Genomic DNA, 21,144 nt, shown 5'->3' with positions numbered 1-21,144 from the left:
TATATTTACATCCCTAACCAACTAGAAATGTCGTTTTTCTCAGATATTCATTTTAACGTTTCAGAACGTAAAGTGTTGCTTCGTATTTTTGATATAGTAGCTGTTCTGGGAGCACTTTATCTTACACAGTTATTTTTAGAATTTGATTATCTCGAGATCAATAGTCATAACCGAGTAGCTATTCTCGTCCTCATAGCCTATATATCTATTTTTGGGACTGTTTTTGAACTTTACTTTTTACCCAAAACAGTAAAGTTTCAGACTATGCTTAAAAATGTGATTTTAACCGTATCGGTAACTGTTTTATTCTATTTGTTAACCCCTTTTTATACTCCTATTCTTCCCGAAAACAGACTGCAGATAGTATTTTTCTTTCTAGCTATGGTTATAGGTATAAGCCTTTGGAGATGGATTTATATAACAGTTATTGCTGCTCCTAGGTTTTATAAAAAAGCTATTGTGGTAGGAGATTCATTTAACATTAGTAAGATTATAACAAATCTTGAAAGTGCAGATCCTAATTATAAAATAGCTGGTTATGTAAATACAGAACCTATGACTATTGAAGAGGTTATCTCAACCAATGCAAAAAGGTGTGAAATAGATAGTATAGTTAAGACTATAGAAGATAATGGTATCTCAGAGATTATTGTGGCTAGTAGTTATACAGATGGAGTAATGCTACCTCTTTATGATCAACTTATAACTCTTTTAGAAAAAGGATTTCCCATACGTGAGTATATGCAGGTGTATGAGGAGATCACACAGCGTGTACCTGTAGAGCACGTAGATAAGGACTTCTATCGTTATTTCCCATTTAGTAGGAGTAATCAAAATAAATTCTATAAACTTTTCCATAGAGTGTTTGATATTATTTCAGGTCTTTTAGGTTTGTTATTTATTACTGCTCTGTTACCACTAGTGTGGGTAGGAAATTTACTTGGCAATAGAGGACCACTTTTTTACACACAAACTCGTGTAGGTCTCAATAGTAAACCTTTTAAAATCATCAAACTACGTACGATGATTGTTAATGCAGAAAAAGATGGTGCCGCTTGGGCTCAAAAAGGGGATAAACGCATTACTAAATTTGGAAGGTTTTTAAGAATGAGCAGGATAGATGAGATTCCGCAATTCTTTAATGTATTAAAAGGGGAGATGAGTGTCATAGGCCCTAGACCTGAACGTCCAGTATTTGTAAAAGAATTGTCTAAAGAAATTCCTTTTTATGAAACAAGACATATTGTAAAACCAGGGCTCACTGGCTGGGCACAAGTAATGGGTAGCTACACTAACTCTGAAGAAGGCGCTTTAGAAAAGTTACAGTATGATTTATATTATATAAAACACCGTAACCTGTTTATAGACTTGAGTATTATACTTAAGACTATAAGTACAGTTATAAATTTTAGAGGGCAGTAGTTCTTTTATTCCTCTCTTGTGAGCTTAATATTTCTTAATATAAAGATATAACGTATTGTAATCGCTATAAGAAGTGGTAATAGGGCAGGAGCATATCGTTGTACACCTATAATCCAGTGAAAAAACAGTAGGCACATTAATATAACTGCTAGTTTCATATAGGGATACACCCACTTTGCTGGCTGCACTTTTGTAACTGCAAATGCTGCTAGCATATGAAAAGGAAATGCCCAGAGAATATTATAATTCCAAGCGGTAGCAATATGGTCTGTACCAAACCACAAGAAAGCCACTAGCACACCCGTAACACCCGTAAAAAGTAGAAGAGTAGAATCTAGCCACCCTATTCCATTATCACCTTTAAAGTCTTTATAGGTCTTGTAAATGATAAATAAAGCAATGAGTCCTAGTATAAATAGTGGGCTTACATAAAAAGGGACTCCATAAGAGTGTATAAAGCTAGGTTCAAATATAGTCTGAGAGTCTGCAACAAGTGCTTTTGAACTATTACTCTCAGTTACTTTAGCTGTTTTAAAAGAAGCCATAAGCTCGTTAGGTAAAAATAAATGCTCCTCTGGCGTGGCAACACGATCTATCACAGATCCTAGAGCTACATCTATACCTAAACTTCCCCAGCTGTTCCAAGGTACATACTGTCTTATAAGATCTCTATGAGTGAGTGTTGTATCAATACCTGTAAGCGTTAACTCCAGATTATTCTCTACAGAAGATGCAATGGCATAATAAGGTCGTGTTGCACAGTTGTCATAAAAGAAATCATATTTATAATAGCGGTTAGCCTCATCTAGATTATAGAGTAAAAACTCATAGGTATCTTGCTTTTCTTGCTGGTTTAGATTGAGCTCTTGTGATTTTATCCAGCGCTGTTGCGCTTTATAGCTGTACTCAAAATTTTTATAAGGAGCGGCTGCTAGCTTGTAAAGTAGTTTTCCTCTAGCAAATTTTAAGTAAAAATTAGGCGTGTCAAAATCAAAAACTCCATAATTAAAAACCATATCTATCTTGTTAGGCACATCTTTGACACGTACAGAAGTGTGCCCAAAGGCGTCATAAAGCTCTGGCCCTGGGCCTATAGTTATGAGCTCGATACGTGCCTCTGGTGAAAGTGTAGGAAATCGTTGCTGTGCCTCACAAATAAAAGAGTAAGCGAGTAAGAGTAGGAGTAGTGCCTTTTTCATAGATGGTAAAGATAGTTGAGAAGTGATAAAAGACCAACGCTTATCTCTTAACTTAAATCCATAAAAAAAAGCCAGACATAGTCTGGCTTTACAATATTAAAAAGGTTTTAAACACCTGGTACGATACGTACAGGTACTGTAAATTGTTCTCCCACTTTTTGTGTATCTAGTTTTTCATAATTAAGGCGTGACTTAATAAAAGCAGCTACATATTCTTCTTTAGTGTCTACATCTATTACTACTACCTCATTTGCTTTGTTTACCATCAAGGTAACCTGTGCAGTAAGATCTTTTTTTACTTCAAATCCTGGCTCGCTTAAAAGAGTTGCCACTTGTTGAGTTACAGTCTTCCCTTTCTCGTCAGACGTTGGTTCAGTTTCGGTTGCAAATACTGTGCTTATTGATAATAAGGCTACAAGTACTAATAGGTTTACTTTTTTCATAATAGGTTTTTGTTTTTTTCGATGAATTCTATAACAAAGAGACGGCTATTTTTTCAATATGTGACACCTCGCCTTGAAGCTTAACTGTTCTTTAACCCTCATTTACAGACGTTAACGTTGTGTTGATTTTCAAATAACGCTTTCGCGAAAGCGTAAAAACATACTCCCTAATTAATTGTTTAAAACCCTTAATAGGTTATTTTGAAAAAGGAAAAATTATGACCGAAAGTGTATTAATTATGAGATTTTATTACACATAGTGCAATGTTACCAAAACAAAAAAATCCCACTCTATAAAAGCGGGATTTTGCAACGTGATTACTCACGTTTATATATTGTAAGTCTTAAGCTAGTACAACCTGAACTTTATCTGCAGCTTCTTTAAACTCGATAGCAGATTGAACGTCAAGTCCAGAATCATCTATAAGTTTCTTTGCGATATCTGCATTAGTACCTTGTAAACGTACAATGATAGGCACGTTTATAGTTCCCATATTTTTATATGCATCGATAATACCTTGTGCCACACGGTCACAACGTACAATACCTCCAAAAATGTTTACTAAGATTGCCTTTACAGCTGGATCTTTAAGTATTAATTGGAAAGCAGCCTCAACACGCTCAGCATCTGCAGTACCTCCTACGTCAAGGAAGTTTGCAGGCTCACCACCAGATTGCTTGATAAGGTCCATAGTTGCCATTGCAAGTCCAGCACCATTTACCATACACCCTACGTTTCCGTCTAGGTCTACATAGTTAAGTCCTTTCTCACCAGCTTCAACCTCTACTGGGTTTTCCTCACGCTTGTCACGCATAGCTGCATAATCTTTACGACGGTATAATGCGTTATCATCTAGTGATACCTTAGCATCTACTGCCATAATCTTATCGTCACTTGTTTTAAGAACAGGGTTGATCTCAAAAAGTGAGCTGTCAGAATCTGTGTATGCTTTATAAAGAGCAGCAACAAACTTTGTCATATCCTTAAAAGCAGCACCGCTTAACCCAAGGTTAAAAGCGATTTTACGTGCCTGGAAAGGAAGTAATCCTGTTGCAGGATCTATCTCTTCGTGAAAGATAAGGTGCGGAGTCTCCTCTGCTACCGTCTCAATATCCATCCCACCTTCTGTAGAGTACATAATCATATTGCGACCTGTCCCTCTGTTAAGAAGTACAGACATATAATATTCTTCTGGTTCGCTGTCACCTGGGTAGTATACATCCTCTGCAACAAGTACTTGGTGTACTCTCTTACCTTCAGCACTAGTCTGAGGTGTTACAAGATCCATCCCTATAATCTGGTCTGCGATTGTTTTTACTTCATCAAGACTTTTTGCGAGTTTTACACCGCCACCTTTACCGCGTCCACCTGCGTGTACTTGGGCTTTGATTACGTGCCATCCAGTACCGGTTTCTTCTGTAAGTTTTTTGGCAGCTGCAACAGCTTCATCTGGAGTCTGTGCTACATAACCGCGTTGGATACGTACGCCAAAACTATTTAATATCTCTTTTCCTTGATATTCGTGTAGATTCATAATCTTCGTTTAAGATGCTTAATTTGCCTCGCAAAAATAATAAATGCGCTACGGGAGCGCAATAGTTTTTGTGATTAATTCTGAGGAATGATTTTATACAATTTCTGCACTGAGTCCCGCTTGTAAAAGTTTAGAACAACGAGGCTCTAAATCTTTGTAATCGCCAGACTTTACAGAGCATTTCCCTTTATAATGTACCAGTAGTGCACACTGGTGTGCTTGATTTTCTTCGTGATCACAAGCATAGATGAGTGTATTGATCACGTGATCAAAGGTATTTACATCATCATTATAGAGTATAATCTCGTGTGCCGGTGATTCTTCGGTTAAGATGTCTAGTTCTTCTTGATATTTTTCTTGATTGCTCATATCATTAAGATTTTTGCTACAAATTTACAAATTTTGTAGGTTTACGCTTTCGCGAAAGCGTAATTCTAACATAATATTATCAACTCTCTAACTGTGTCTAGCCTCGCTTCTCAAACTTACAAGCGACCCAATTATTGCGCTCGTAGTTACTAACGAAATAAAGTCCGTGTTCATTGCATTTTTCGGAAATAAGTGGAATATCTTCTGTATAAAATCCACTTAATAATAAAATTCCATCTTCGGGAAGACAGCTAGCATAGGTAGGAATGTCACTTAGTAGTATGTTGCGATTTATATTTGCGATGATGATGTCATAATTTTTGTCACTAAGTAAAGAGGCTTCTCCCTCATAAGTGGTGATGTGTTTACAGTTGTTACGCTCTACATTTTCTATAGTGTTAAGGTAGCACCAGTTGTCTATATCTATAGCATCTATAGGTTGTGCGCCACGCATCTCTGCAAGTATAGCAAGCACGCCTGTTCCACATCCCATATCTAGTGTTTTCTTACCTGTAACATCAAGTTTAAGAAGGTGCTTGATCATCATATGGGTAGTCTCGTGATGGCCGGTGCCAAAAGACATTTTTGGCTCTATTACGATATCAAACGCTACATCTGTTTTTTTGTGAAAGGGCGCTCTTACCGCACACTTACCATCTACTTCTATAGGTTCAAAATTCTTTTCCCACTCCTCATTCCAGTTTACTTGCTCTATCTCTTCTGCAGTATATGTGATTTTAAATTCTTGAGAATTTAAGATCTGTATATCATTGAGTAGTTGGTCAAACTGCACCTCACCTTCTGGGAACGCCTCTTGCTTCTGTATGTATGCAATTACACCTGTAGAGGTCTCTGTAAAGCTTTCAAAACCTGCGTAGCCTAGCTCTGCAATGAGAATTTCTGTAGCAGGGTCGCGTGGTTCTATAGTAAATGTGTAGCCTAGGTAGATGGGAGTCATTAGTTGTTTTTTTGTAAGTTGTATGTTGCTTCTGGGTCTATGGTGAGAAGTATAGATCCATTTACATCGGGCAAAAATACGGTTTCTGTATCGATGAGAATCTCTTCTTTTGCAGTAAAATCTACTCGGGCAGCTTCTCTAAATTGCTCATTTCTTATAAGTACTTTATAAGGAGCTCGTAAGCTAAAGTTCCATCTTGTAAAGTTTTGATTTTCTAAAAGCGTATAGCTGTCCGGTTGCAGCATTTCGTGTGTCATTTTTACTGCTCTGCCAGTGTGTAAAGACCCTGCGCCATAGAGACCACGTAGCGGCTCGTTTGCCGTGATGTGATCTATGTTTGTAGCAGAGAGTTTTATAATGCTACTCATCTCATCTACAGATAAGTCATTGTTTACGGAGAGCATAAGACCTATAGTGCCGGTTACTAGTGGTGCTGCCGGTGAGGTAGCTTGATAAGGGTTGTAAGCAATCTCTCCATTTTTTTGAAACTTGTAATACTGAAAGATATCATTACCCGGCGCCACAATATCTACTGTGGCGTCAAGATTATTTGTGGAGCTTAAGTACAGTCTATAGCTGTCTTTTGGGTCATTATTTGCAAATCCTCCTGTGCGGGAGAGGTGATACTGTTGTTTTTCGGCATAATATTTACCATTTTTTTCTTCTATGTTGAGACCATCTTCTATAGTATCATATTTATGTTGTACACTACCCACAGATAGTACGTGCTCATAGGCACCTGGGTATCTTAATTGTGTTCCGTTGGTTTTGCTATAAGGTGCATTATGGGGCACAGATACAATGATGGTCCCAAGATCTCGCATCTCATTAATAGCTTCTTGAGCGGTCTCGTAATAGGTGCGACTTCCCCAGCTGCAGTTTATCACTTTCACGCCGCTTCTCGCAAGTTCTAGTAGTTGATTAAATTCTTTAAAATCTCCATAAGTAGTAGTCTTGATGCTACAGTCGTAACAAACACCTGCACCAGCATAGGCATTATCACCTTGAGCAGCTGCAATAGCTGCTATCGTAAAGCCGTGTCCACCAGAGAGGCTGCTTTTTTTTACCATTGTAAGTTTACCAGCAAACTCTGGATCTTCTGGGTCTACATATCCATCAGAAATACCAATGTGAATATCTGGAGAACCCGTTGTGTAATACCAGGCTTGGGGTACTCCCATAAAGTCATAGTAGTCTAATAATAAAGGTGAGCCCAGATTTTGTCCTGTAGTACTTGTTACTCCATAATCATTAGGCTCATAGATTTGTAGCTTTTGAGCGGTAATACTTTCAGAAAACTCAAATATATCTGGAGCAATCATTTTTAACTCCTGCTGAAAGGCAGGTGTAGCCGCAATGGCAAAGAAGGTGCGCTTGAGCTTATCGCGAGTAGCGTATTTAAACCCTTTTCTAAAGATCTTTACATCGTGTTTTTCAAAAAGCGTTTTTAAACGCAAGTCATCTCCTATATACGTAACAACAGAGTCTTGCGTTTGTACAGGTATTTCTATAGCATTTGATACAGTTCTTATATAAAATCTGTCCTCTTGTGCCGTAATGGTATAAGAGAAAGCAATAAGTATGATAATAACTAGCCGCTTCATACCTATGATTTTTTTATCGTAGCTATTTCTTTTTCGAGCGTTGCGACCTTATCTAGTGCTTGTTCTATTTGTTTCTCTTGGCGAATGAGGTGTAGTGTGAGTTCTTCTACTTTTTTGAGGAGTAATCTATTCATCTCACCTAGTTCTATCCCGTTTTTAAGAACCTCTTCGGTAGAGGGGATTTCTGGTAGATGCCCGTTTGTGTTTATGTAGTTTTCAATTTCGCGTAAGCGGGCTAAATCATACCCGTCTTCAAAAACAGTATCTGCCCATTCCTTTAGATCTACTTTTACAGAGCGTGCGTGTATGCGTCCGTTTACTTCTAGCTTATCTGTAGGCTTCTTTTTGCCTATGCCCATATTGCCACTTTTAGTCACATAAATGGCGTTGCTTTCTTTTTTGTTTTTAAAGAGAGCCAGTGATCCATCACGGTTTGTGGCAGTCTCACTAGTAGTTTGAGCAGCACAGCTTGAGGTGGTTAATATTATAAGTAGAGCGAGCGAGAGTATTTTCATTACAATAAGATTTAGCTCTAAAATACTAATACCAATTGATATAAAATAAAAATGCGCCAGCCGTGATGGCTAGCGCATTCCTATTTATGATAAAATGTGGCTGCTTTTATGCAAAAGCATTTACAATTTCAAAAAAGTCATCTGCCTTAAGCGATGCACCACCTATAAGGCCGCCATCTACGTCTGGCTTGCCAAAAATCTCTTTTGCATTAGCAGGTTTTACAGAACCTCCGTAAAGTATGGTTACATTTTCTGCTACTTCTTTGTTATAGGTCTCTGCAACTGTTTTTCTTATAAACGCGTGCATATCTTGTGCCTGCTCTGGTGAGGCAGTCTCTCCCGTACCTATTGCCCATACTGGCTCATATGCTAGCACGATACTAGACCAAGCCGAAGCATCAAGGTGAAAAAGTGCGTTTTTGAGCTGGCTCTCTACAACCTTTTCTTGGTTGCCAGCCTTGCGATCTTCTAGCTCTTCTCCAAAACAAAATATCACTCGCATCTCGTTTTCAAGGGCAGCATTTACCTTTTCTGTAAGAAGCTCATCTCCTTCATTAAAATAAGCACGACGCTCGCTATGACCTAAAATTACTGTATTTACCCCCACACTTTTAAGCATAGCAGCAGAGATCTCACCAGTGTAAGCTCCACTTTTTGCCTGGTGCATATTTTGTGCGGCTACTGTGATGTTACTATCGGTTAGACTCTCAAAGGCACTATGTAAATTAATGTATGTGGGAGCAATAATAACCTCTGCATCACCATTATTTACTTTGCGTTTTAAGTCTGTGATGAGACCAGCTGTGGCAGCAAGGTCATTGTTCATTTTCCAGTTTCCGGCAACGATGTGTTTTCTCATTATGTATATTTTTCGGCGCTAGGGTAGTAGCTTGTTAGTTGTATGTGATTATAGATGAGCTTATCAAAGTGATTAATAAGGGGTGTTATTACGCTTTCGCGAAAGCGTACTCATCATAACAAATATAACACCCGTAATTGAAGTTTGGGGTGCGGTTAACGTAGTTTTCACGATACCGTTTTCGTAAGGTGGCAGTGTCTTATCCCAGTTTTACCTTTGGGTCTAGCCATTTATATACAAAGTCTACTAAGATATTAATGATAACAAATAGGGTTGCAATCACCAGTACAGCTCCCATTATAATAGGGAGATCTAAGGTGTTGAGCGCATCTACTATCTCTTTTCCTAGTCCGTTCCACCCGAAGATATATTCTACAAAAACAGCGCCGGCTAGCATAGATGCAAACCACCCAGAAATAGCAGTTACAACAGGGTTGAGCGCATTTTTTATAGCGTGATTTTTGATAATCTGGTAGGTGCTAAGCCCTTTTGCACGGGCGGTACGTATGTACTCTTGATTATATACTTCAAGAAGTGAGTTGCGCATAAGTTGTATTACAACTGCTAGTGGGCGTATGCCTAAAACGAGGGCTGGTAATATGAGATTTTTCCAGCGTATGTGTACCTCTTCGCCAAAATCATCCATCTCATACAGGCTACCCGTCATATTAAGATTAGTAAAGGAGTGCAATACATAGCCAAATAGCCAAGCAAACAAAATAGCACTAAAAAAACTAGGGACACTCATCCCTAGGGTGCTCACAATCTGTATGGTTTTATCTACCCAAGAGTCCCTCATTTGCGCCGAAATAATACCGAGTATAATCCCAATAACTATCGCTATAAGTATGGCACTTACGGCCAGTACAATAGTGTTAGGTAGCGTTTCTGCGATAACTTGAGTGACCGGTTTACCCGTTTTCTGAAAGCTTTCTCGTAAGTATGGATATTTTAACACCATAGTAGTGTTACCTATCGTAAATAGGGGAGTAGCGTTATACTTTCCGGAAGTGAGAGAGGTGTAGTTAGTATGATCACTTGCGTGAAAAGACAATGGTGACAAATCATTGAGGTAATACGCATACTGCGTACTTACAGGCTTATCAAAACCATACTTTGCACGCACCTTTGCTAGTTGTTCTGGGTCTTCATTTTGATCTAGCATCATACGTGCGGGATCACCGGGTAGTACCGTAAATAAAAAGAAGATAACCGTCACAACTCCCCATAAGGTGAGAAGTGCATAGCCTAGTTTATATATAAGTTGCTTGACCAAGTTATTTTATATCACTAGGAGTGAGTTTTCCTTGTTTTATGGCAAGCGCATCTTCTAGAGAAATCGCTTTATACACAAAGCCTTCACCAAAGAGTGCTTGTGCATACTCCTCAATAGTTTGTGTAAAACCTGCTTGAGCACGTATTGCATTTACCTCTTCTGGGTTTTTTACAGGCCACATAAAATCACCAGACCCATAGTTTACGCCTTGCGTTCCATATACTTGTGGGAGGTCTTGCTGTGAGAGATAACGATCTTCCATCATTGCAACGAGGCGCATAGGTAATTCTCCCTTTGCTCCAGCCTCCTTTATAGTGTCTAGATAAGTGTCTATTTTATTAGAATGCTGCACTACATACCAGGCTGCGGTGTTTGTAGGTTCTCCTACAATGCTTTTACCTGGATAACCAGATGTAGTAAGTATGCGTTCTACCCGCTGTAAATTTATGCTGTCTAGTAGTTCCTGCTGTTTCCATAAAAAGCCTTGCAACTCTTCTGGGGCTACACCTGCTTTTTTAGCTTCAGCTATTTTTTCTGGACCTTCAGGTAGATACATTAGTTTGCGGTATTTCTGGTCAAGGTATGCAATGCTGTCTAGCTCATACTTGAGAGCAAAGTCCATTTCTGGTTTACTATTTTCTTGAGGTACAAGTCGTAGGTCTTCTGCATCATTGTAATGCAATTTTTGAAGAATGGTTCCTTTATGCATACTCACAATACCAGGGTTTGCGCGTATAATGGTTTTAAGTACCGTCTCGTCTGTAAAGAAAAACTTAAAAGGCAATCTATTTTCTTGTACAAAAGCATCTGCAGCTTCTTGGGCAGATGAGCTTAGCCCTATTATATTATACCCTTTGCGTATAGCCTCTTCTGTTATATTACGTATGTTGTAATAACCCTGAGGTTCTGTGTTGAGTAAATTATAGGCAATGATTACGATTAGATTTTCTTTTTCAAGATAAGTAGTTGTATAATCCCTACCGTCACGCTCTATAGTAAAGTCGTGCACAGGTGGTTCATATCCCTCACTAGTTTGTACTACCTCATAAGATACGTATGTGCCATCTACCTCTGGATACCCTCCATCTGTAGTGATCACCTCTTCTTTACCATCTACAAGAAAGGTCCATTGATACTCAAAGGTCGCCTCTGGTGCTCCTTCTGGTACCACCATACCCTCTGCAATATTAGACCCTACTTTGTATGCTCTAAAATCTAGCCACGGTAGGTGCTCAAGTACGTGCATACCAAAAAACATACATCCTAAAAATGATATAAAAACAAGCGATGCATTTATAAGTTTTGAGAAGAGTGGTTTAATGTGTTTCTGGTTAATCATTAAGAAAAGAATCAATACTAGAAGTATGACATCCTTTACAAAAGACTCCCAAGGCACGAGTGGTATCGCATCGCCAAAACACCCACAATCTGTCACCTTATTAAAGTAAGCCGAGTAAAACGTGAGGAATGTAAAAAATACAATCATCGCAAACAGCAGCCACAAGGTGATTTTCTTTCTAAAACCTACGAGCAGTGCAATACCCAGTAACACCTCTACTACAACCAGTATAATGGAGATAAGCAGTGCATAAGGAGATAAAAACTCTAACCCTAACACCTCTGCGCTAAAATATTCTTGAAGTTTATATGAGAACCCAAGCGGGTCATTAAGTTTTATAAAACCAGAAAAAATAAACAAAGCACTTACTATAAAGCGTGCTATGTGTGTAGGTACCTTCATCATAAAAAAGCTTTGGTCGTTTTTAATATAGCTGTAGTCAGTAATAAATATTAAGCCTCTCCTAAGTGTATCATTGCAAACACCGCATAGTTTATCATATCTTGATAATTTGCATCAATCCCCTCAGACACCAGTGTTTTACCTTTATTATCCTCTATCTGTTTTACACGTAACAGCTTCTGCAATATAAGATCAGTAAGGCTGCTCACACGCATATCTCTCCAGGCCTCACCATAGTCGTGATTTTTATCCATCATCAACTGTTTTGTGAGTGCGATTTTCTCATCATAAGCCTTTACAGCCTCCTCAAGCTCGAGGTCGGGTTGCTCTACCACACCGCGCTCGAGATTTACTAGTGCCATCGCACAGTAATTTATAATGCCTATAAACTCAGACTGCTGTCCCTCATCTACCTTTTGTACCTCGTTTTGCTGTAAGCCACGTATGCGTTGTGCTTTTATAAAAATCTGATCTGTAAGAGATGGCAAGCGCAGTATGCGCCACGCACTCCCGTAATCCTTCATTTTTTTTATATACAAATCTCTACATTGAGTGATTACCGCATCATATTGCGCAGACGTATCGGCCATAGGGTTTCTTTTGATTTTTGGTAAATTTCGGTTAAAAACTTCAATATAAGAAATACCCCTTGCCTTATAAAGAGAGAAGTGTACTATCTTTTTGAAGCACACAATTTATGGTGTACTTTTGGGGGAGTATCCCGCTTTCTGTTACAATTCCTCGCGGCGGTTGCACCAGCCAGCTGTGGGATTTACACGGCAATCGGGGCTAGAGACTAGAAGTAGTCTATACCTCGAGACTTTATAAGTGATACTACTGTATATAAATAACTACATCTAAACAACGTTAACCTATAATGACCATAAACTGCAACGGAAAGCTAATAGATCTCACCACACCAAAGGTAATGGGTATTCTCAATCTCACACCAGATAGCTTTTATGATGGAGGGAAGTATGATGATATAGATGCTGCCATAAGTCAGGTAGAGGTGATGCTTAGCGATGGCGCTGCATTTATAGATGTAGGTGCATATAGTTCTAGGCCTGGTGCGACAGATATTTCGGTAGAGGAGGAGGAGCGTAGGCTCATACCGGTGGTAAGGCAGTTAGCTACTACTTTTCCGGAGATTGTGATAAGCGTAGACACCTTTCGCGCAAGCGTAGCAAAAAAAGCAATTGAGGCAGGTGCAGCTATTGTAAATGATATAAGTGCTGGGATGCTGGATGATGATATGATGGCTGTCGTAGGGGCATTACAGGTGCCTTATATAATGATGCATATGCGAGGGACGCCTCAAACTATGAAGCAACTTACCACTTATGACAATTTTCTTAAAGAGGTTATGTGCTACTTCTCAGAACGAGTTGCAGTGGCAAAAAGTCATAAGATTAATGACCTTGTTATAGACCCTGGTTTTGGCTTTGCAAAAACTACTGCGCAAAGTTTTGAGCTACTCAATAACCTTGACTTGTTTAAGGCTTTTGAAGTGCCCGTGCTAGCGGGTGTTTCTCGTAAATCTATGATTTATAAAACATTAGATGTAACGGCAGATGGAGCTCTTAATGGCACGACTGTTCTTAATACGGTGGCAATAAGTAAAGGTGCGCGTATACTGCGAGTACACGATGTTAAGGAAGCTATGGAGGTGATATCACTCTCAAATGCTTTGACATCTAACTTGTCTTAATAAGATTAGGTATTATAACAATTGCATTTAATCTCCGTTAGGATACACAAAACCGCCTTTGATTAACAGAATTTTGGCAAAAAAATGCTATTTTTCACCTCTTAAACATATCTATGATGAAAATCCTACGTCTAGCATTAGCTTTCATACTATTTTCTTTTTCTAATACCTTGGTTTTTGGACAGGCTAGTCCTGGTGGACCTACGTGTGCAGACGCTGTACCTTTTTGTACGGCAGAGCTAGCTCAGCCCTTTGATAACTGCTACAATGGTAGTACAAATCCAAACTGTACTACTTCTGGAGAATCAGGAATTGATTATGGCTGTTTAGGCTCTACGCCCTATCCAACTTGGTATTTTTTACAAATAGACCAAGCGGGAACGCTTGAGTTTGAAATCGTTCAAAATGGATCTATAGAAGACGACGGAACTCCTACAGGAAATGGACTTGATGTGGATTTTGCTATTTGGGGGCCCTTTAATGACACTAACGTATGTGGTATGTTAGGATCACCATTAGATTGTAGTTTTTCAGCAGCACCCATTGAGAATGCCACTATTCCAAATGCGCAGGTTGGTGAGGTTTATGTTTTTTTAGTAACTAATTATGCTGCAAGTATTGGAGGTACAACGAATGGAGGTCAAGGTGAAATTTTTATAAGTCAAACAAATGCTACTGCCGGTAATGCAGGAACTACAGATTGCTCAATAGTTAATGCTTCTTTAGGAGCAGATCAAGAGGTTTGTGACGGAGAGACAGTAACGCTAGATGCGACATCTCCAGATGCGGCTGGTTATGCTTGGGCAGTAGATACGGGCGCAGGTTTTATGCCAGTACTAGATGGTACGGGTACACAAGTTACAACAGCAACACTTGATGTAACGACTTCTGGTAACTACCAAGTGACTATAACAGATTTTAATGGTGATACCGGGACAGATGAGGCGTTAGTAACATTTTTTACGGTACCTACAGCAACGCAACCAGCAGATCTTTTTGAATGTGATACAGATGCAGACGGATCGGCTACTTTTAATCTAGACACACAAATAGGAGATATCCTTAACGGACAAGACCCTAATGAGTTTGATGTGACTTTTCACTTAAGTCTTGCAGATGCTTCTGGTCCGGCAGGAATAGGAGCCCTTACAGGTACCGCAGCTTACACTTCTACTACAGATGAGATATTTGTGCGTGTAGAAAATGCAAACTTGGCTGAGTGTGTAGCGACTACAAGCTTTATGATTAACGTTGTAGATTTACCTGTAGCAACGATGCCAGGTCTTTATGAGATTTGTGATGATGCGGCAGATGGTGATGATACAAATGGTGTTGCCACCTTTGACCTATCTACACTTAATGATGATGTTTTAAATGGACTTGACCCTATGCAATTTGTGGTGAGTTACCACGCAACAGGTCCTGATGCGACTGCAAATGCAAATCCATTACCGTTTGCTTATGAAAACGTAGGTTCACCAAACAATGATCAAATCTTTGCACGTGTCGAGAATACGGCTTTTACAGGTTGTTTTTCTATCACCCCAGTAAATTTACGAGTAAATCCTCTACCTGTATTAACTTCACCTGTGACGCTGCGCCAGTGTGATGATGATATGAATGGGGTAAGCATTATAAATTTAACCCAAGCAGAAGGCGAGTTAAGCACAAATGCCGTAAACGAAACCTTTGCATATTTTGATTCTTCTGGAGCTTCTATTCCAGACCCTACTGCTTATATGAATAGTAGTAACCCATTTCTTGAAACAATTACAGTAACAGTAACAAACTTAAATGGGTGTTCTCGCGATGGTGCCATAAATCTTATAATTAGTGCTTCTCAAATACCTGGAGGTACATTATTTGCAGATGAGATGGAGTGTGATACAGATAGTGATGGAGTGGCTTTATTTGATTTTTCTGCAGCAACAGCAGCTATAGAAGCATCTTTTGCTCCGCAAGTTGTTATCGTGTCTTACTATGAAACACAACAAGAAGCTTTATCTGAAGTAAATCCTATTGTAGATCCATCTGCTTATAATAACAACCTTACGTACACAAGTGCTGGAGGAGTTCAAGATATCTGGGTACGAGTTGAAGCAGACACAGACAATGGTTGTGTAGGTCTTGGAGAGCACGTACGTCTTACCGTTGTTCCTAACCCCACCTTTTTACCCAACATCTCTGCGCTAGAAGAATGTTCACCTATCGCAAATGCTGCACAATTTGATTTAACCGAGAACGATGCCGAGATTACGGGCGGTGATCCTAATATTCTAGTTACTTATTATGAAAATGTAGGGAATTACACGGCGATGAATGCCATTGCCAGCCCTACTGCTTTTTCAAACAGCAGCAACCCTCAGACCATTTACTACAGTCTAGAGGATGCCACTACAGGCTGTACTACGTTTGATTTTGTCAATCTTGCGATGAACTTTGAGCTCATCGTAAACCAAAATCCTGTACTCACCACACCTACCGAACTTCAAGTTTGTGATGATGATGGTGTGATAGATGGACTTACCACGGTAGACCTCTCTTCAAAAGATATAGAGATTACGGGTGGCTTTGATGCAAACCTTACCATCACCTACCACCTAGACCAGGCTGGGGCCGATGCTAGTGATGCAAGTATTCCAGACAAAACAATGTTTACAATGACCACCAATCCTCAGATTGTAGTGGCTCGTGTGACTGATAATACCACGGCTTGTTATTCAACGGTGAACCTTTCTGTGCGTAGCTTCCCAGTGCCGGTACCCGTAACCCCTGCAGATTATGAGGAGTGTGATGATGATAACGACGGAGTTTTTGACTTCTTCGTGCTCTCCTCTAGAGACACCGAAATCACCGGTGGCGACCCAACCCTTACCGTCGCCTATTACCTCACCCAGGCAGATGCAGATAATGCACCAGTAGGTCAGGAGCTTGATAATATGATGTATATCAACAATGAGCCTTTTGAGCAAATTGTGTATGCCCGTGTCTTTAACGATGCTGGTTGCTACAGTACCACACCGCTTACCTTGCGTGTACTCAACACCCCGATGCCTAACCAAGATGCGCTTCCATACGCCTTGTGTGATGACGATACTGATGGGCTTCAGCTATTTGATTTAAGTACACAAGAAGCTAATATTCTAGGCGGATTAGACCCTACAATGCATACGGTGGAGTGGTTTTCTTCACTCGCTTCCGCGGAAGCTGGTACTCCTGCCATTGCAACTCCTAACGCTTATACGAGTAATACCGCTACCGTATATGCCCTAGTAACCGATACTGCACAGATGACCACTACGATGACCTTCTGTAGTAATATTGCTCCTTTAGAACTTATTGTAAACCCATTACCAACTCCTATCCAACCTGCCGAATACGAGCTCTGTGACGATATAGAAAGCGGTAGTGATATCGATGAGTTTGCAAGCTTTGATTTACGTAGTCGTGACGATGAGATTACTGGTGGTAATGATGACTGGAGTGTAAGCTATCACCTCACCCAAGCAGATGCAGATGCGGGTACACCAGCACTTGCAGATATGTATCAGAATGTGGTGATGGCAAACCAAACCATCTTTGTACGTGTAGAAGATATAGTAACGTCTTGTTATGAGACCATCACCTTAACCTTAGTGGTAAATCCATTACCATCACCTACCACCATAGCACCGGTAGAGGAATGTGATACAATGGCAAATGATGGCGACCCAGATAATGATGGGGATGCTATTTTTGATCTTACAGGTCAGGTAACGACAGACATTATAAATGGCGAAGCCTTTGTGGGACTTAGTTTCCACGAGACAATTGCCGCTGCGGAGCTAGGTACACCAGCCATTGCAAACCCAGCAACCTACCAGACGGTATCAAGAACTATCTATGTACGTGCAACAGATACAGACCCAGCTACCAGCACTGAGTGTTACCGTATCGTGGAGTTAGAACTTATCGTGCAACCTGCACCGGTACTACCTACCACCATCCCAGACCTTACTGAGTGTGATGATGATGGGGACGGGCAAGCGCTGTTTGACCTTACACAAAATGATGCCGTGATCTACGGGACACAAACCCCTGCAGCTATAACACTTACGTACCACGAGACGCTTGCCAGTGCAGAAGCTATGGTAGGCAGTGCGGCAGATATGCCTATTGCAGACCCTGTAAACTACCTTGCCAGTGCACCAGCTACCCAGCTGTGGGTACGTCTAGAAGACACCACAACAGGTTGTACTGTTGTAGGTACTTTTAATCTAAACATTGCAATGATTCCTACCATCACTCCACCAGGGCTTTTTGAAGCCTGTGATAGTGCGGGTGCCCTCGTAGGAACCGATGATGATGGGATTACCACTTTTGACCTTACCAGCCTTGATGCAGGTATTACCGGTGGCGACCCAACCCTTACCGTGACCTACTATGAGTCGCAAGCAGACCTAGATGCCGGTATTGCAAATGCTATTGCCACACCAGAGGCATATATCAATGATGGTAGTAGTCCGCAGACGCTTTTTATCTTAGTAAGTAGTAGTGATGCAGGAATGTGTGGAGCAGAGACCACGGTAGACCTGCAAGTTAATCCGCTACCTGTTATTGGAGAACCTTTACCAGAAGCGATAGCCTGTGATGAAGACAATGATGGTTTTGGAGCCTTTGATTTGCAACAGTATAATGATGACTTATTAGCAACCCTTACAGATATCACCCTACGTTTTTATGAAACCCTAGATAATGCCACGGCAGACACGGGAGCAGGGCAGATAGATATTACCGTTCCTTATAACAACATCACAGGGATGACCTCACTGTATGTGGTAGCACAAGATACCAATCCTGCTACGGCAACGGCTTGTACTAAGATTTATGAATTTGAGCTTGTGGTATATCCTATCCCTGAGATTCCTACGGCTCTTGAAACCCTTACCGAGTGTGATGATGATAATAACCTGATGGAAATCATCGACCTTACTCAAAACGAGGTTGCCATCATAGGGACACAAGATGCAACCACGCTTGTCATCACGTATCACAACACCCTGGCAGATGCAGAAACGGGTAACAACCCAATTATTGATCCAGCCAACTATAACGCAACACAGATGATACCACTTGAGGTAATCTGGGTACGTTTACAAGTAAATGATGGTAGTCCAAATATGTGTGCTGCAGTGAGCTCTTTTGAAATCTCTGTAGAAAGCCCACCTACGGCAAACCCAGCCAATGATGATCTAGACCTAATGGTTTGTGATGATGATGCAGATACTTTTAATGTGTTTGACCTTACCGTTAATGAGGCAAGTCTTACCGGTGGTGATCCATTATTATCTGTAACCTATTATGCGAGTCTTGCAGACCAGATGAGTGATACGCCTATTGCAGACCCTACGGCTTATACAAACATTCAGAACCCACAGACGATACAGGCAGTAGTCTCTAGCGCAGCAGGATGTACCGACCAGACTACTTTTGACATTGAGGTGTTACCACTACCTACGCCTAACACAATGCCAGATGCCGTAGAGGTATGTGATGCCACGACAGATATTGATACCGATGGCGATGGGGTGATTGACGCTGGTTCTGGTTCAGATACCGATGGTTTTGAGAGCTTTGATCTTACGGGTGTGATTGCTCAGATAGGTGGAGGTGAGCCTGTAGATATCTTAGTGTATACAGATCTCGCTTTCGCGGAAGCGAACCCAGACGACCCAACACTTGCAGTGGCAGATGTTACCAATTTTATCAATACCACATCTGGTAACCAAACGCTCTATGCACGTGTGGAAAGAAATGTGCCAGGAGATGATGACTTAGACAGCGACGGAAACTTATGTTATGTGATTGTACCTTTTGAGGTGATTGTAAATCCACTACCTGTCTTGGCAGAAGCGGGACCTATTGATTATACCTTCTGTGAAGAATTTGATGGTGATGATACAATGGGAAGTGTGGATCTTACGACCCTTGCAGATGAGATAGGGATTCTTGCAGCGCCACAGGTAACGAGTGATTTTACGATAAGCTATCACCAGTTACTGGTGCAGGCAGAGGCAAACACTGCAGCACTAAGTTCGCCATACACGGTGGCAGATGGTGAGGAACTGTTTGTGCGTATTGAAGATAACACCACAGGCTGTGTGAACTTTACAAGCATCATATTTACGGTAGAAAGTCGTCCAGAGGTATCTCCAGCAGATAATATGGTACAGTGTGCCGATGATCTTGGGATTAATGTTGCGCCTAATCAAGATGAGGCCACCTTTGACCTTACGCAGCAGAATGCTATGATTACCGGCGGGGTAACTGACACTTCTGTAACCTACTACACCAGCCTTGCAGATGCAGAGGCAATGATTAATGCGATAGACACGCCTAGTGCTTATGTGAATACGAGTAACCCACAGACTATATATGCCAGAGCGGTTAATACAGCTAGTAACTGTGAGAGTACGATGGTGGTAGACTTTGAGATTTTTGTGCAACCACTACCATATACAGACCTTAGCAATGAGGGTGGACAGATTTGTGTGGATGAGATTACTGGAGAAACTTTAGAACCATTTACAATAGATGGTACGGTAGAAGATCCTCAGATTGGGGTGAGCTATAGCTATGCGTGGACGCTCGATGGTGCATTGATATCACAAGACCCTGTGGTGACTGTAGATGCTGCAGGAACCTACCAGGTGCTGGTCACAGCTACGTATGTAGATGGTACGGAATGTGATTACCTTGCCGAAGCGGTATATACAGCAGAGAGTGCACCGGTGTTTGAGGCGATTGTACTAGAACCTTCTTTTAATAGTAGCGGGTTGTATACGGTAGAGGTGATAAATATCACAGGGGTAGATCCTACCTCTGAGTATGAGTTTGCACTAGATGATGGCCCGTTCCAGAGTAGTACGACTTTTACAAATGTGACTCCAGGGACGCACACCATTTTTGGAAGACTAGCAAGTGGTAACTGTTCGATCTCTGAGTTTGAGATAGGGATCATCGATTACCCGCGCTTCTTTACACCTAACGCAGATGGTTTCCACGATACGTGGAATATCATAGGGCTAGGGGTGGATCCTAACCTGAATGCGAAGATCTTTATCTTTGATAGATACGGGAAGCTCTTAAAACAACTGAGCCCTACAAGCCCAGGATGGGATGGGACCTTTAATGGCCAACCGATGCCGAGTAACGACTACTGGTTTAGAGTTGAGTTTACTGAGGTAGATGACCTAGGGACACAGAGAACGGTTAATGGACACTTTACGTTGAAGCGATAAGAAATACATAAAACCTAATTATTAAAAGCTCTCAGTATCTAATACTGAGAGCTTTTTTAGTTATGGTATGAGGTGTGAATTATACTCTAGTCGCGGAGTAGTTTGACTGTTGTAACACAGTTTTAACAATGAATAATGAAAGTTAGCAACGCTTAATTCCTTGCGTGAGGGATAGTAGAGGTTACCCTGCAGTGTTGTGGAGCGATAGCGTAGCATCACGAAGCGTATGAAC

At 40.7% G+C, this 21,144-nt stretch carries 14 protein-coding genes; 3 read left to right on the top strand and 11 right to left on the bottom strand.

Features of this window, described 5'->3' with window-relative positions:
• Positions 1-27: 27 nt before the first annotated feature.
• The gene (locus ABVM49_RS00240; RefSeq protein ID WP_405202544.1) at positions 28-1,422 is read left to right on the top strand and encodes a sugar transferase; all 1,395 of its coding nucleotides are present in this window, start codon (positions 28-30) and stop codon (positions 1,420-1,422) included.
• Between the two features lie 5 nt (positions 1,423-1,427).
• Here the strand turns inward: ABVM49_RS00240 and ABVM49_RS00235 are convergent, their stop codons facing one another.
• The 11 genes from ABVM49_RS00235 to ABVM49_RS00185 form a co-directional block, all read right to left on the bottom strand.
• A complete protein-coding gene (locus tag ABVM49_RS00235; protein WP_405202543.1) occupies positions 1,428-2,621 on the bottom strand; it encodes a DUF4105 domain-containing protein in 1,194 nt (397 codons plus the stop codon).
• Positions 2,622-2,728: 107 nt separating this feature from the next.
• Positions 2,729-3,064: a hypothetical protein gene (locus ABVM49_RS00230; protein WP_038600131.1), complete on the bottom strand. Its 336-nt coding sequence runs from the start codon at positions 3,062-3,064 to the stop codon at positions 2,729-2,731.
• Between the two features lie 344 nt (positions 3,065-3,408).
• Positions 3,409-4,599 carry an ADP-forming succinate--CoA ligase subunit beta gene (gene sucC, locus ABVM49_RS00225; protein WP_405202542.1) on the bottom strand — a complete coding sequence of 397 codons (1,191 nt, stop codon included), beginning with the start codon at positions 4,597-4,599 and terminating at the stop codon, positions 3,409-3,411.
• Positions 4,600-4,692: 93 nt separating this feature from the next.
• Positions 4,693-4,968 carry an ATP-dependent Clp protease adaptor ClpS gene (locus ABVM49_RS00220; protein WP_035328087.1) on the bottom strand — a complete coding sequence of 92 codons (276 nt, stop codon included), beginning with the start codon at positions 4,966-4,968 and terminating at the stop codon, positions 4,693-4,695.
• A gap of 97 nt (positions 4,969-5,065) precedes the next feature.
• A complete protein-coding gene (gene prmA, locus ABVM49_RS00215; protein WP_299151482.1) occupies positions 5,066-5,926 on the bottom strand; it encodes a 50S ribosomal protein L11 methyltransferase in 861 nt (286 codons plus the stop codon).
• Positions 5,926-7,530, bottom strand: coding sequence for a S8 family peptidase (locus ABVM49_RS00210; RefSeq protein ID WP_405202541.1), 1,605 nt, complete (start codon positions 7,528-7,530; stop codon positions 5,926-5,928). The genes prmA and ABVM49_RS00210 overlap by 1 nt, the downstream gene beginning before the upstream one ends.
• Before the next feature lie 2 nt (positions 7,531-7,532).
• Positions 7,533-8,045: a hypothetical protein gene (locus tag ABVM49_RS00205; RefSeq protein WP_298352509.1), complete on the bottom strand. Its 513-nt coding sequence runs from the start codon at positions 8,043-8,045 to the stop codon at positions 7,533-7,535.
• A 106-nt stretch (positions 8,046-8,151) separates the two neighbouring features.
• Positions 8,152-8,904: a triose-phosphate isomerase gene (gene tpiA, locus ABVM49_RS00200; protein ID WP_405202540.1), complete on the bottom strand. Its 753-nt coding sequence runs from the start codon at positions 8,902-8,904 to the stop codon at positions 8,152-8,154.
• A gap of 199 nt (positions 8,905-9,103) precedes the next feature.
• The gene (locus ABVM49_RS00195) at positions 9,104-10,180 is read right to left on the bottom strand and encodes an ABC transporter permease (protein ID WP_405202539.1); all 1,077 of its coding nucleotides are present in this window, start codon (positions 10,178-10,180) and stop codon (positions 9,104-9,106) included.
• A 1-nt stretch (position 10,181) separates the two neighbouring features.
• Complete coding sequence (locus ABVM49_RS00190) at positions 10,182-11,924, bottom strand: BT_3928 family protein (protein ID WP_405202538.1); 1,743 nt, start codon at positions 11,922-11,924, stop codon at positions 10,182-10,184.
• 47 nt (positions 11,925-11,971) lie between these two features.
• Positions 11,972-12,511: a DUF1599 domain-containing protein gene (locus tag ABVM49_RS00185; protein ID WP_035329080.1), complete on the bottom strand. Its 540-nt coding sequence runs from the start codon at positions 12,509-12,511 to the stop codon at positions 11,972-11,974.
• A 287-nt stretch (positions 12,512-12,798) separates the two neighbouring features.
• Here ABVM49_RS00185 and folP point away from each other — a divergent pair, with 287 nt between their 5' ends.
• The gene (gene folP, locus ABVM49_RS00180; RefSeq protein WP_405202537.1) at positions 12,799-13,632 is read left to right on the top strand and encodes a dihydropteroate synthase; all 834 of its coding nucleotides are present in this window, start codon (positions 12,799-12,801) and stop codon (positions 13,630-13,632) included.
• A 113-nt stretch (positions 13,633-13,745) separates the two neighbouring features.
• Positions 13,746-20,912 (top strand): T9SS type B sorting domain-containing protein, encoded by a 7,167-nt coding sequence (locus ABVM49_RS00175; RefSeq protein WP_405202536.1) that lies wholly within the window; start codon positions 13,746-13,748, stop codon positions 20,910-20,912.
• Positions 20,913-21,144: the final 232 nt, after the last annotated feature.

This window comes from Dokdonia sp. LLG6352-1 (assembly GCF_045055815.1).
Classification (GTDB): domain Bacteria; phylum Bacteroidota; class Bacteroidia; order Flavobacteriales; family Flavobacteriaceae; genus Dokdonia; species Dokdonia donghaensis.
This window is presented reverse-complemented; position numbering and strand designations above follow the sequence as displayed.